Below are 14439 nucleotides of genomic sequence, written 5' to 3'. Positions count from 1 at the left end.
TTTCCTCCTTAGTTAAAAACCCAGATTTTATACAATACAAAGTTTACTGCCTGGGCCATAAGCGTTACAATTATTTTTGCTAAGTATACATTTGAATTAAAATTGTTTATTAGTATTCTTATGAATATTACTGTAATAGAGAGAGAGACTATATTGACTATTATAAATTGGATTAATTCATATTTCAGCATTTTCTTAGAGCCCTCTGCTTCAAAGGTCCATTTTTTATTGAATATAAAACTGTTTATTATTCCGGAACTATAGCCTATTATCTGGCTTATAGTATAGTATATTCCCAATACACTGCTGCATATTGTAAAAATAATAAAATCTATTAACGTATTTAATATTCCAGTTGTGGAGAAACGACTCAACAATTTGAATTTACCATTAAAAATGTAGTCTATTGTCTTAATTAAGGGAGTCATATTTATCACTTTCCTTATTTTTATTTATTATACTTTCTACAATGTAATTTGGTCGATTTTTGCTTTCATCAAAAATTCTTCCTATATATTGACCCATTATACCCATACATATGAGCACAATTCCAAACATTATCAGATTAATTCCTATAATTAATCCAAAACCTATTATATTGGTAGTTGAAATAATATGTTTTATAAAACCCATGATTGTTAGAATTATTCCTATAAATAAAGAGATGCAGCCTAAATATCCTGGAAGAAGTAGAGGCTTGTATGAGAAAGATGTTATTCCATCCAAAGCAAGTTTGAGCATTTTTTTAAGAGGATATTTGCTATCACCTGCAAATCTTTCATGCCTTGTAAATTGTACTGATGTCTGACTGTATCCAACCCAACTTACAAGACCCCTTACGTATCTATTTCTTTCAGGTAATGATTTTAGAGTATTGCATACTTTCCTGTCTATAAGCCTGAAATCACCGGTATCTACAGGAATTTTTATATTTGTAATACTATCCAATAATCTGTAAAATGTTTTTGCCGTAAATTTCTTAAAAAGGGTCTCACCTTTTCTTTGTACCCTCTTGCCATAAACTACATCGTATCCTTCTTTCCATTTTTCAATCATTTGTAAAATAACCCCAGGAGGATCCTGAAGATCTGCATCTATTACGATGATTGCCCTTCCGGTGGAATATTCCATTCCGGCAGTTATTGCACATTGGTGTCCAAAATTTCTTGAAAAATTGATAAGTTTTATATTTTTATCTTTGCTGCATATTTTCTCTGCTTTTATTCTTGTTTTATCCGAGCTTCCGTCATTCACAAATATGATTTCATAGGTTTCATAAGATGAATCCATTATTTTTTTTAGTTGTAAGTAGGTTTCCTCGATTACAAGCTCTTCATTATATAAAGGAACTACTATGGAATAAATTATATCGTCATTCATTTCTATTCACCCCAATCCGATTATTAGTATATAGACTATTTTGAAAGTTAAACCTTAAAAAATACTTAAAAAAAAGAACAATAAATGTAAATTAAATTTAAACACTATGATTTATAATATATAATTTATGGGAGGAGGTAAAAATTATGAGATTACTTTTAGTTGAGGATGAAATTATGCTTTCTGATGCACTTGTATATATTCTTAGAAAAAATAATTATAATGTAGATACTGCTTATGATGGAATTAAAGGTCAGGAGATGGCTGAAACAGAAATATATGACATAATAATACTTGACAGGATGCTTCCAGGGAAAGACGGGTTGGATGTTTTAAAGGAATTGAGAAATAAGCATATTGAAATCCCTGTAATCATACTTACGGCTATGGACTCTATTGAAAATAGAATAGAGGGTTTAGACAATGGAGCCGATGATTATCTTATAAAGCCATTTTCTAAAGATGAATTACTTGCAAGAATAAGAGCACTTGGAAGGAGAAATGTAAATTATATTCAAGATGGAAATATTAAGTTGAGGTCTTTGGTATTTGACCCATTGAGATCAGAAATTGATTGTAATGGAATTAAAGTAAAACTTACTTCTAAAGAATCTCAACTTTTAGAATTATTAGCGAGAAATAAAAATCAGGTTATAACCAGGGATCAGATATTGGATAGAGTTTGGGGAATTGATTGTGATATAGAAATGAACAACAATATTGAGGTATATTTTTCACATCTGAGAAAAAAGCTCAAGTCCATAAAAAGCGGTGTTGTTATAGAAACAGTTAGAGGTGTAGGATATTGTTTAAAAGAGATTTGACTATGTTCCGTAAATTAAAATTAGAACTCATTTTAATTAATTTGATACTAACTGGGCTTGTGCTTTTTACTATATTTTCAGGTATATATATTCTGATGCAGAGAAGTTTTGATAATTCAGCCTATATGAGAATGGCTAAAACAGCTAGAATGGAGAATATACCTCCATTAATGGGACCTCCGGAGAAAAGACTTACTCAATCAGAAGATTTTTTTATAAAAGTGGATGAAAATGAAAATATCATAGATGTATCCTTGAATTCGATATTGTCGAAGACAGAATCACAAAATGTAGTAAAGAAAATATTTGATATGGAGGAAGACAAAGGTACTGTAAATTATAAAGATCTTGTCTTGAGATATATAAGGGTTCCTAAAAGTTATGGATTTATTATAGTACTCTTGGATAAATCCGTTGATAATGAAGTGTTGAAGCGCTTGATAATTATATCTGCAGTAATATGTATTATAAGTCTTGTACTCGTATTCATAATAAGTTTGTTTTTGGCCAATATATCACTTAAACCTGTGATAGGTGCGTGGGAGAAGCAGAAGGCTTTTGTTGCCGATGCATCTCATGAGCTCAGAACGCCGCTTGCAGTTATTACTACAAATCTTGATATAGTTCTTGATAATGACGATGAGCTGGTATCAAACCAAAAAAAATGGCTGGGAAATATTAAATTGGAGACGGACAGGATGACTAAACTTATAGAGAGTCTTTTATTTCTTGCAAGATCCGATTCTAATAAAACTCATGTTTCATTTATGAAATTCGATTTAAGCAATGCTGTTATAAAATCAGTAGTTCCATTTGAAGCGGTTTGCATGAAAAATGGAATAGATCTTAAATCAAATATTGAATCTGATATAATTTTTACAGGAAACGAGGGGCGAATTAAACAACTTATAGCTATTCTAGTTGATAATGCAGTAAAGCATACACCAGAAGGTGGTTCTATAAATATTAAAATGAATAGGATTAAAAATGGCATTGAAATATTGGTATCTGATACCGGGGAGGGAATAGCTGAAAATCATCTAAACAAGATTTTTGATAGATTTTATAAGGTTGATAAATCAAGAGCTAAAAGGGAAGGTAATTTTGGACTCGGGTTAGCTATTGCAAAAACTATAGTTGAAGAACATAGAGGCAGCATAAGTGTTTCCAGTGTTGTTGGGAAAGGTTCTACATTTAGAATTGTATTTGGAAATTAAATTTAATGAATAACTGATTGAAAAGTTAAGAAAGCCTATAAAGAAGTCGGCGCCAGATGTGGAGGAAAATCAACTGGCAAATGCCGGCTTTTGTTTTGTAATATTTATAAATTCATTTTATTATTAAATCCGATTTTGATAGTGAGTAAAACTTTTTTAGACAATGTGATAACGATTAAGTTACTATATAGTCTTATTATACCTGACTGGATACTGTATTTAGTACATGTATCATTGTTTAGATATTTAAGCGACTGGTAAATTTTAACAAGGAGATATGAGCCATGGAATACTATTTAGGCATAGATATTGGTGCTTCTAGTGGAAGACATATTTTAGGACATGTAGAGAATGGAAAGTTAAAGATTGAAGAAATTTATAGGTTTGAAAATGGTATAAGTGAAATAAATAATGAATATTGCTGGGATATTAAAAGGCTGTTTGTTGAAGTTAAAAATGGAATAAAAAAATGTAAGAAAATAGGTAAAATTCCAAAAACCATTGGCATAGATACCTGGGGTGTGGACTTTGTCCTCCTTGATGAAAAGGATAACTTAATAGGAAATACAGTATCTTATAGAGATGATAGGACTGAAGGCTTTATGGAGAAAGCCTTTGAAAAGATACCAAAGGATATGCTGTACTTGTATACCGGAATTCAATTTCAAAGATTTAATACCTTATACCAGTTACTTTCTATAAAAGAGAAACACAAGGATTATCTAGAAAAAGCAAAGACATTTTTGATGATACCTGATTATTTGGATTTTTTGTTAACCGGAAAAAAGACAGCAGAATATACAAATGCTTCCACTACCCAGCTCTTGAATTCGTTTGATAGAACGTGGGATGACAAGATTTTGGATACTTTTGAGATAAATAAAAGTATTTTTCAAGAAATAAGACTGCCTAAAACAAAATTAGGTAATTTAAGAAATGAATTGGTTGATGAATTTGGTTTTGACACGGAGGTTATTTTAGTGGCATCTCATGATACAGGATCAGCTTTTATAGCTTCAGTTTGCAATGATGATGAAAGCATATTTTTAAGTTCCGGAACATGGTCCTTGATTGGTGTTGAAAATCGTTTCCCGATATGTGTTCCTCAAGCTATGAATTACAATTTTACCAATGAGGGAGGAATAGATTATAGATACAGATTCTTAAAAAATATAATGGGGCTTTGGATTATTCAAGAAGTTAGAAGAAATCTTGACAATAAATATTCTTTTGCAGAAATTGCGGATTTGGCAAGAGATTATATGGACTTTCCTTCAATAATTGATGTAGATGATGACAGATTTTTGAAACCTGAAAATATGATCCGGGAAATTAAAAACCATTGTATTGAAACAAATCAAAAGATCCCGGAAGAAGTTGGGGAGATTGCAATTTGTGTCTTTAACAGTTTGGCTTATAGTTATAAAAGTTCAGTTGAATCTCTTGAAGAGATATTTGAAAAACCATTCAAAAAAATAAATATCTTTGGTGGAGGATGCAAAAATGATTTATTAAATGAAATAGTTGCAAAGGTTACCGGCAAAACGGTATTTGCCGGTCCATCAGAAGCAACAGCTATAGGTAATATTTCAGCTCAGCTGCTAAGCTCAGGAGCATGCAAAGATCTGGGCGAGGTAAGAAAATTGATAGGTAATTCTTTCAATATCAAAGAATTTAAATAAATTAAAGTGAGGTAAAGCAAATGAGTGTTAAAGAAAAATATGAATTGGCAAAAAAGGAATATGAAAGATGGGGAATAGATGTCGACAAGGCTTTGGAAGAACTTAAAAAAGTTAGAATATCCATACACTGCTGGCAGGGTGATGATATTGCAGGATTTGAGGTGGATCAGAAGGAACTGTCTGGAGGAATTGCTGCTACGGGAAATTATCCGGGAAAGGCAAGAAATCCAGAGGAGCTTAGAAAAGATCTGGATAAAGCATTAAGTCTTATTCCAGGGAAACACAAGGTAAATCTTCATGCCATATATGCTGAAACTGCTGGAAAATTTGTAGAAAGAGATGAAATAAAACCTGAGCATTTTGAAAATTGGGTATCCTGGGCAAAGAAAAATGACCTGGGCTTGGATTTCAATCCTACAATATTTTCTCATGACAAAGCAAAAGATGGACTTACACTTTCACATCCCGATAAAGAGATTCGTGATTTTTGGATAAGACATTGTATTGCTTCAAGAAAGATTGGAGAGTATTTTGGAAAGGAACTTGGAAAGACTTGTCTGACAAACCTTTGGATACCAGATGGTTATAAGGATATTCCAAGTGACAGGCTCGGACCAAGACAGCGTCTGAAAGACTCTTTGGATGAAATATTTAAAGAAAAGATAGATAAAAAATATAATTTGGATTCTGTGGAATCAAAAGTTTTTGGAATAGGTGCTGAATCATACACAGTTGGTTCCAGTGAGTTCTATCTCAATTATGCAGCAAAAAATGATGTGTTGTGCCTGATGGATACAGGACATTATCATCCAACAGAGGTAGTATCGGACAAAATTTCATCAATGCTTCTGTTTTCAGACAAAGTTGCCCTTCATGTAAGCAGACCGGTTCGTTGGGACAGTGACCACGTTATAATTCTGGATGATGAACTTAAAGAGCTTGCAAAGGAAATAGTAAGGAATAATGCACTTGATAGAGTAATAATAGGTCTTGATTTCTTTGATGCGAGCATCAACAGGGTAGCGGCATGGGTTATCGGTACGAGGAACATGATAAAGGCGCTTTTGAATGCAATGCTTCTGCCGAATGAAAAATTGAAGGAACTCCAGAATGAAGAGAACTATACTGACAGACTTGCCCTGCTGGAGGAATTCAAAACGTATCCGTTTGGTGCCGTATGGGATTACTATTGCGAGATAAACGATGTTCCTGTAAAAGAAAAATGGCTTGATGAAGTAAAAAAATATGAAAAAGAGGAATTATCAAAAAGGGAGTAGTGATTAAAGTGAAAGTAGAAGAAGCGGAATTTGTAAAGGACTATATAAAGATAACCTATGATGCCTGGCTCAAGGGATGGCACGAGCGAAACGGCGGCAACCTGAGCTACAGGATAGCAGAAGACGATGTAGACGGCATAAGAGGGGAACTTGACGAAAGTTCAGAGTTCAAGCCAATAGGAGTGTCAGTTCCGAATCTTGCAAATGAATATTTTCTTGTAACCGGCAGCGGAAAATACATGAGAAATATAAAACTTGATCCTGAAGCCAATATAGGTGTGGTGAAGATAGATGAAAAAGGTGAGAACTACAAGATAGTATGGGGACTTTTAAATGGAGCAAATCCTACCAGTGAGTTTCCATCACATCTCATGAGCCATTCGGTTAAAAAGGAAGTTACAGCAGGCAGAAACAGGGTCATATACCACTCGCATACTACCAACCTGATTGCGCTTACCTTTGTTCTGCCCCTTGACAGCAAGGTATTTACGAGGCAGCTCTGGGAGATGGCAACGGAATGTCCTGTAGTATTTCCATCAGGAGTTGGAGTTGTACCGTGGATGGTACCGGGAGGAGCAGCCATTGCAAAGGAAACCAGCAAGCTTATGAGAGAATTTGATGTAGTAATATGGGCACATCATGGAACTTTTGTCTCGGGAGAGACGCTGGATCTTGCCTTCGGACTTATGGACACGGCAGAAAAATCAGCTGAAATTCTTGTAAAAGTACTGTCCATGGGTGGAAAGAAACAGACTATAACAGCAGATAACTTCAGAGATCTTGCAAAAGAATTTAAAGTTACCCTGCCTGAAAAATTCTTATATGAATAATTGATTTGACAAGGAGAGATTGCAGATGATAAATCGTATAGTTCTTAATGAAACTTCCTATTTTGGCAAGGGAGCCATAAGCATAATTCCGGAGGAAGTAAAAAAAAGACAGTTCAAGAAGGCATTTGTCGTTACAGACAAGGATCTGATCAAATTCAATGTAGCACAAAATGTAACAAAGAAGCTCGATGAAGCAGGAATACCTTATGAGATCTATGACAATGTAAAACCGAACCCTACAATAGAAAATGTACTTACAGGAGTTAAAAATTATGCAGGGTCGGGTGCAGACTTTATTATAGCAATAGGTGGAGGATCTTCCATAGATACCTCGAAAGCAGTAGGAATAATAACAAACAATCCGGAATTTTCAGATGTAAAATCCCTTGAGGGGGTAGCAGAAACAAAGAACAAATCCGTTCCTATAATTGCAGTGCCGACTACGGCGGGAACAGCTGCAGAAGTTACAATCAACTATGTAATAACTGATGAAGAAGCTACCAAGAAGATGGTATGCGTTGATCCGAAAGACATTCCAATAATGGCAGTAATTGATCCTGAAATGATGGCTTCAATGCCAAAGGGACTTACGGCATCAACGGGTATGGATGCCCTTACCCATGCAATAGAAGGATATACGACAAAAGGAGCATGGGAACTTACCAACATGTTTGAACTAAAAGCAATAGAACTTATATCAAAGAATCTTGAAACTGCAGTTTTCGAACCAAATAACATGGAGGCGAGAGAGGCAATGGGAGTTGCCCAGTATATTGCAGGTATGGGATTTTCAAATGTAGGACTTGGAATAGTTCATTCCATGGCACATTCACTTGGTGCATTCTACGACACACCACATGGAGTTGCAAATGCCCTTCTTCTTCCGTATGTAATGGAATATAATGCACCTTCAACTGGAGAGAAATACAGAGAGATAGCCCGCCAGATGGGAGTTGAAGATGTAGATGAAATGAATGTTGAAGAGTATAGAAAGGCAGCAGTTGATGCAGTCAGGAATTTATCAAAGAAGATAGGAATTCCGCAGACTCTGTCTGAGATTGGAGCAAAAGAGGAGGATCTTCCAAGACTTTCGGAAATTGCCTTCAAGGATGTATGTACACCTGGAAACCCGAGGGATACCTCTGAAGCTGAAATTCTTGACATATACAAGAAAGCCTTCAAATAAATGCTTTGATTTGTTAATTCATGGTTTTGTTATTCTGCATCATTTAGTGATGCAGAATACTGAATCATTTACAGTATAATTTACATAATTGTATTTTGTATATGTTGAAATCGTATATATGTATTTTTATAAAATGAAATTTAGGAGGGATAAAATGATTAGAAAAGGAATTGTAATGAAGGTTTATGAAGGTTTCCATGATGAATATCAAAAAAGGCACAGTGAAATTTGGCCTGAGATGGTTGATATGATACATGAATATGGAGGGAAAAATTATTCTATATTTTTAGACAAGAAAACTAATACTTTATTTGGATATCTTGAAATAGAGGATGAAGAAAAGTGGAATAAGAGTGCAGAAACAGAAATTTGTCAAAAGTGGTGGGCCTATATGAAGGACATAATGGAAACGAATCCAGACAATAGTCCTGTATCAGTGGATTTAAAAGAAGTATTTCATATGGATTGATGAACATATATAAAAGATTGGAGGAATTCAAATGTCTGATAAGCAAGGCAATTTTAAAGAAACTTTGACGGTTTCAATGTCGAATTTCCTGGATGCAGGTGCAATTGTAGCAGGTGCAAGTGGATTGACATTGTGGATGAGCTTTCTGAATTTGGACGATATGGCTTTGGGACTTCTTGGAGCAGTTAGTGCCAATGGTTTTGGTGCAGCACTTGGAGCATTGATAGGCGGTCCTTTAGCTGATAAGTATGGAAGAAAATTTATTTATAGGTATGATTTATTGTTTTATATGCTTGGTGTTGCACTTATAGCGGTATCATTTAATTTTCCTATGCTTTTAGCAGGTTATATCATCACAGGTATAGCAGTAGGTGCGGTAGTTCCTGCATCATGGAGCTACCTGGGAGAACAAGCTCCAGCGGGAAAACGTTGCGCAAACATTGGATGGGGTCAATTTTCCTGGGGATTTGCTCCTATGACTATATTTGTTCTATCCATTTTTTTAAATAGATTGGGACTCTTAGGAAATAGAATCATGTTTGGAATGTTATTTGTCATAGCATTGATTACGTGGATTCTGCAGCAGCAGATTCAGGAATCAAAAATATGGGAGGAGCAGAAAGAGAAGGAAAAGGCAGAGGATTTTGTAAAGGCTCCAACTAGTGAGATATTTACAATTAAGGCAAACAGGCATGCATTTATTCTATCCGCAGGGATTTATACTTTATGGAACCTGGTTGCTGGATTACAGGGATATTTCTTACCATTCATCTTTACTAAAATAGGTAACTTGAACAATCTACAATCCAATGGTTTAAATGCAATTATATGGTTTATGACGATTTTGTTTACTTACCTGGTATTCATAAGAAAGGGAGACGTATGGGATCGTAAGGCAGTATTTGCAGTAGGATGTGTTATGGAAATTGCGGCATGGCTTGTTCTTGTTTTCGCACCTGTAGGATGGGTTTCACTTATAATCTTTGATCTATTGTGGGGAATTTCAGCAGGCTTTAGTGCACAGTGCTTTTTCGCTCTTTGGAGTGTGGAACTCTTTAAAACGCAGTATAGAGGCAAGGCACAGGGAATTATATTTTTCCTGGTACGTGCTGGAGTTGGAATAATTTCTTTGGTTTTCCCTACTATGTTGACGGCGCTTGGTTTCCAAAAGACAGGATTATTCCTTGTAGCAGTTTTGGCCATTCAGTTAGTTATCGGACTTATATATACGCCTGAAACTAGAGGAATGAGCGTTTACGAAATAGAAAAACAAAGATATGGAAATGACTATTAATAATCTGTTTAGTTGTAAATATAGAAGTATTATTTCTATAAAATAAAAATTAAGTATGGCGTACTGTGCCCGACCATGTTATAGAGAATTTATTAAGAAAAATATACATGGAGGTGATCATGGTATGCCAATTAAATATTAAAGATCAAATAAGAAATACTTGTTCATGGTATAATATATAATGATATAAGTTACTTGCTTAGTAAAAACTTAGTAGAAAGTAATAAATTTCAAGGTGATACATATGAATATTAGGGATCTGGATAAAAAGCTCAGAGAAATGAGTCACAGTGAGGAAGAGTTGAAGAAATTATCAAAGTATAAAAAGGATGAAAGTTACAATGTAGAGTTTGAAAAGTATTTTTCAAATAAGATTATAAAAGATAATTGGATTATAAATAGTGACAAACTTATGAAAAAATCAGAAGATATATCTATTCATAAGCATGACAGATTTGTTAGATTCAATAATCACAAACACGATTATCTTGAATTGGTTTTTGTTTATTCTGGAAGTATAAGACAGATTATTGATGACAAGTCCATTGAAATAAAAAAAGGTGAAATTTTAATCATGGATATGAATGTTGAACATAGTATTGAAGAGTCTGGAGAAGATGATATAGCCATAAATGTATTAATAAAAAAAGAATTTTTTGACTGGGTATTTATGCATCAAATTGCAGATAATGATTTAATGTCAAATTTTATTGTCAAATCATTGTATGAAAAAAATAAATTCAAACAGTTTTTATATTTTAAAACATCGAAAAACAAAAAAGTATGGGGCTTTATGATTAGCATACTAATGGAATATTATGAGAATAAGAATGGCATGGAAACTGCAATAAGGGCATATATGATACTTTTGTTCAATGAATTGCTTAGAGATTATAATAAATATCTGCCTAATAATGTGGTATATAAAATAGATTCAAATGTAGCCATTGAAATTATGAAATATGTTGGAAATGATTATAGAAATGTAAATCTTAAAGATTTAGCTGAACATTTTAATTATAATATTGATTATATGGGAAAGCTTGTTAAAAAAGTTACGGGAAAAACATTTAAGGAACTTCAAAGAAATATAAAGATAGAACGTGCTAAGTATTTGCTTAGAAATTCAAACATATCCATATCTGATATTATTTTAAAGGTTGGATACTCAAATTTAAGCTATTTTTATAAACAGTTTAAGGAAAATACAGGAATTACTCCTGATGAGTATAGGAAGAACCTATAAATACATAAAGTTAATCCCTCACAATTTATAGTGGGGGATCTTTCCTATTTTATATAACCATCTGGATGATTTCGGTGCCATTTCCATGCGGTATCAATAATTGTTTCAAGTGAATTGAATTTAGGATTCCATCCCAATTCCTCAATAGCTTTATCTGAAGAGGCTATTAGAATTGCCGGATCTCCAGCACGCCTTTCCGAAATTTCAGATTTAATGTTTATTCCAGTAACTTTTCTGGCAACTGCGACTACCTCCTTTACTGAAAAACCATTGCCATTTCCGAGGTTATAAATCTTGCTTTCTGTTCCAGATTGGAGTTTCTTTAGTGATAATAAGTGGGCTGATGCAAGGTCTGATACATGTACATAATCTCTTATGCAGGATCCATCTGGAGTATCGTAATCATCGCCAAAAATCATTATTTTATCCCTTCTACCTGAAGCAGCCTGCAGTATTATAGGTATCAGGTGTGTTTCGGGATTATGATCCTCACCTATTTCACCATTTATATGTGCTCCACAGGCGTTGAAATATCTAAGTGCGACATATTTTATGCCATAGGCCCTGTCACACCATTTCAGTATTTTTTCGACTGCAAGTTTTGATTCGCCATATGGATTTGTAGGAAATGTTCTGTCCTTTTCCTGTATTGGTATATTCTCTGGTTCACCATAGGTTGCGGCAGTTGAAGAAAACACTATATATTTTACATCGTATTTTTCCATTGCCTTTAGAAGTTTTATGGTTGAGTATATATTATTTTCAAAATATTTCAATGGATTCTGAACGCTTTCTCCAACAAGTGAATTTGCTGCAAAATCTATTACTGCATCAATATTATTTTCAGTAAAAACCTTGTTTAATATTGAATCGTCTCTAAGATCCCCAATATAAAACTTACCTCCTAAGAGAGAGTCCTTGTGACCGGTTTGGAGATTATCAAGTACTATAACATTTTGATTATTTTCCAATAAATATGCTACCATGTGACTTCCTATGTAACCTGCTCCACCGCAAACTAATATATTCATTTTAGATTCCTCCTGTATGTAATTTAACAACTATATAAATTATAACAGGACAGAATGAATAAGTTATAGTATAATTGTTAATTGATTTTGAATTTATTTACCATATCTGCAAGCTTTTCTGCAAGTTCTGCTTGATTCTGGGATGACATAGATATATCCTCAATTGCTTTAGTTACCTCATTTATGCTGCTTAATATTTCTTCTGATCCAGAAGAAGATTCCTCAGCAGTAGAAGCTGAATTTTGGATGGCAGTATTTATTTGAGATATTGCAAGTTTCATTTGCTTTGAAGAAATATCAATCTCTTGTGACATGGAATTCATAAATTCTGCATCTTTCTCATATTGTACTCCCGTATCCATGAAAATCTGGTAGCTTGGTTTTACACTTTTTGCTATATAATCAAGAATTTCCTCGCTGCTTTGGGATAGATTTTTAAAAGCGTTTTCCACTTCAAGGACCATTTTATTTATATTTTCTACAGCACTAGAAGATTGCTCCGCAAGTTTTCTAACTTCATCGGCTACAATGGCAAATCCTTTTCCCTGTTCACCAGCTCTTGCAGCTTCGATAGCTGCATTTAATGCAAGAAGATTCGTTTGTTCGGCTATATTCCCTATAGAAGCCGACATTATTTTAACTTCTGAAACTACCTTTCCATCTTCAATCGCTTTTACTATATTATTTTTCTTTTCATTATATATATGTTCACCAGCTTCTATGTTTTTGGAGGCTGATTGTTTTATGCTTATAGCACGTTTTTTTATTTCCAGTGATGACTTTGTAGCTTCATCTGCCTTGCTTGATAAATCGTATATACTGTTCTTCATTTGTTCCGAAGAGTTGCTTATCTCTTCAGTAATACTGCTCAGATTTTGTGCACCCTTTGCTATTTGATTTGTAGCTTCATTTACAGATGACATCATTGATGATATTTCTTCGCTGGTGGCAGAAAGTTCTTCACTGGATGCACTCATGTCTTCAGTAGAATGCATTATTTCCCTAATTAAGCTTCTTATATTGCCATTTGCAGTATTTAATTCATCGCCTATCAAACTCAGTTCATTATTTCCAGACATTTGTAGATTGTTACTTAAGTCCCCTTTGCTCAATAGATCTGTAAAAGACAAAATTTTATAAACCTTTGATGATATTGAAGCACTTATTCTAAATCCTAATACTAGGCTTAAAATCAATCCCAATATGGATATTGTAACTATTAGGTAAAAGGAATTTTTATAGATTAACATATTTTTTAAATTGGTATTGTTGGCTTTTTGATTTACAATTTTTATTAATTCTTCCGTAGTATTTGTAAGTTTATCTCTATACCGGGCAGCTTCTTTATTTAAAACAATGGCTTCATCATATTTACCGGCTGCCATCAAATTTGTGATTTCAGTACAGATATTCCTCCAATCCGATAATTGAATCTCTAATTTAGGTACTATAGTTTTTTCTTGGGAGTTTAGATTCCCACTTTTGTATGAATTCAATATAACATTATTGGATTTTTTAAGAGAGTTGATAACCTTTAATGTGTCGTTAGTTTTGTTTTTATCTTTGCTTTCTACTAAGTTTATTATTTCCAGGCGCAAGTGTAATGTATTTGAGTCAAATTTGTTGAGATCTTGTATTGTTTTTAGATTACTGCTGTAAAGTTGATTTGAACCTGTGTTTATTCTGTTCATGCCAATTATACCTATTATTCCGGATATTATTATGAACATAGATATCACAAGAAAACTCAGCTTCAATGTAGCTTTTAATTTCAAGTTTCCAATAGATTTGAACATATGTATTACCCCCGTGTATTAATTTTAATATTATAACAGCTGTTATTAAATAATATAAATTATTGTAAAATATTCACTTCAAGAAGTATAACATTATAATTTATTATTTACAATAAGAAAAACCAAAAACATATAGTGGATTTGCTGTTGAGATATTTTTTGACTTGTATCTATTTGCTTTAACGTATATAATTAAAATGGTTAATT

General features: G+C 33.4%; 13 protein-coding genes. 9 read left to right on the top strand and 4 right to left on the bottom strand.

From position 1 onward, the window contains the following. Positions 1 to 8: 8 nt before the first annotated feature. Together ACSVC9_RS13160 and ACSVC9_RS13155 are read right to left on the bottom strand one after the other, a co-directional pair. Positions 9 to 428, bottom strand: a complete 420-nt coding sequence (locus tag ACSVC9_RS13160) for a GtrA family protein (RefSeq protein ID WP_446897912.1) — start codon at positions 426 to 428, stop codon at positions 9 to 11. Next, complete coding sequence (locus ACSVC9_RS13155) at positions 412 to 1380, bottom strand: glycosyltransferase family 2 protein (protein WP_446897911.1); 969 nt, start codon at positions 1378 to 1380, stop codon at positions 412 to 414. Before ACSVC9_RS13155 ends, ACSVC9_RS13160 begins: the two co-directional genes overlap by 17 nt. A gap of 146 nt (positions 1381 to 1526) precedes the next feature. Between ACSVC9_RS13155 and ACSVC9_RS13150 the strand changes: the two genes are divergently transcribed. The 9 genes from ACSVC9_RS13150 to ACSVC9_RS13110 all read left to right on the top strand — a co-directional run bounded on the left by ACSVC9_RS13150 (position 1527) and on the right by ACSVC9_RS13110 (position 11405). After that, positions 1527 to 2204 carry a response regulator transcription factor gene (locus ACSVC9_RS13150; protein ID WP_446897910.1) on the top strand — a complete coding sequence of 226 codons (678 nt, stop codon included), beginning with the start codon at positions 1527 to 1529 and terminating at the stop codon, positions 2202 to 2204. A 2-nt stretch (positions 2205 to 2206) separates the two neighbouring features. Further along, entirely contained in the window at positions 2207 to 3421 is a 1215-nt protein-coding gene (locus tag ACSVC9_RS13145) for a sensor histidine kinase (protein WP_446897909.1), read from the top strand. 284 nt (positions 3422 to 3705) lie between these two features. Beyond that, positions 3706 to 5103: a rhamnulokinase gene (gene rhaB / locus ACSVC9_RS13140; protein ID WP_446897908.1), complete on the top strand. Its 1398-nt coding sequence runs from the start codon at positions 3706 to 3708 to the stop codon at positions 5101 to 5103. Positions 5104 to 5123: 20 nt separating this feature from the next. Further along, positions 5124 to 6380 carry an L-rhamnose isomerase gene (gene rhaA, locus ACSVC9_RS13135; RefSeq protein ID WP_446897907.1) on the top strand — a complete coding sequence of 419 codons (1257 nt, stop codon included), beginning with the start codon at positions 5124 to 5126 and terminating at the stop codon, positions 6378 to 6380. A gap of 8 nt (positions 6381 to 6388) precedes the next feature. Next, a complete protein-coding gene (gene rhaD, locus ACSVC9_RS13130) occupies positions 6389 to 7210 on the top strand; it encodes a rhamnulose-1-phosphate aldolase (RefSeq protein ID WP_291725008.1) in 822 nt (273 codons plus the stop codon). Positions 7211 to 7235: 25 nt separating this feature from the next. Next, positions 7236 to 8396, top strand: a complete 1161-nt coding sequence (gene fucO, locus ACSVC9_RS13125; RefSeq protein WP_446897906.1) for a lactaldehyde reductase — start codon at positions 7236 to 7238, stop codon at positions 8394 to 8396. 154 nt (positions 8397 to 8550) lie between these two features. Beyond that, on the top strand, positions 8551 to 8865 hold the full coding sequence (gene rhaM, locus ACSVC9_RS13120; protein WP_446897905.1) for an L-rhamnose mutarotase: 315 nt from the start codon (positions 8551 to 8553) through the stop codon (positions 8863 to 8865). Positions 8866 to 8896: 31 nt separating this feature from the next. Then, positions 8897 to 10159, top strand: a complete 1263-nt coding sequence (locus tag ACSVC9_RS13115; protein WP_446897904.1) for an MFS transporter — start codon at positions 8897 to 8899, stop codon at positions 10157 to 10159. A gap of 244 nt (positions 10160 to 10403) precedes the next feature. Further along, positions 10404 to 11405 carry an AraC family transcriptional regulator gene (locus ACSVC9_RS13110; RefSeq protein WP_446897903.1) on the top strand — a complete coding sequence of 334 codons (1002 nt, stop codon included), beginning with the start codon at positions 10404 to 10406 and terminating at the stop codon, positions 11403 to 11405. 44 nt (positions 11406 to 11449) lie between these two features. Here the strand turns inward: ACSVC9_RS13110 and galE are convergent, their stop codons facing one another. Both galE and ACSVC9_RS13100 read right to left on the bottom strand, forming a co-directional pair. Continuing rightward, positions 11450 to 12436: a UDP-glucose 4-epimerase GalE gene (galE, locus tag ACSVC9_RS13105; protein ID WP_446897902.1), complete on the bottom strand. Its 987-nt coding sequence runs from the start codon at positions 12434 to 12436 to the stop codon at positions 11450 to 11452. Positions 12437 to 12513: 77 nt separating this feature from the next. Next, the gene (locus ACSVC9_RS13100) at positions 12514 to 14232 is read right to left on the bottom strand and encodes a methyl-accepting chemotaxis protein (protein WP_446897901.1); all 1719 of its coding nucleotides are present in this window, start codon (positions 14230 to 14232) and stop codon (positions 12514 to 12516) included. Positions 14233 to 14439 lie beyond the last annotated feature (207 nt).

Source organism: Clostridium sp. LBM24168, from assembly GCF_052953915.1.
Note: the sequence above shows the minus strand (reverse complement) of the source record. Positions and strands in the feature narration are given on the sequence as shown.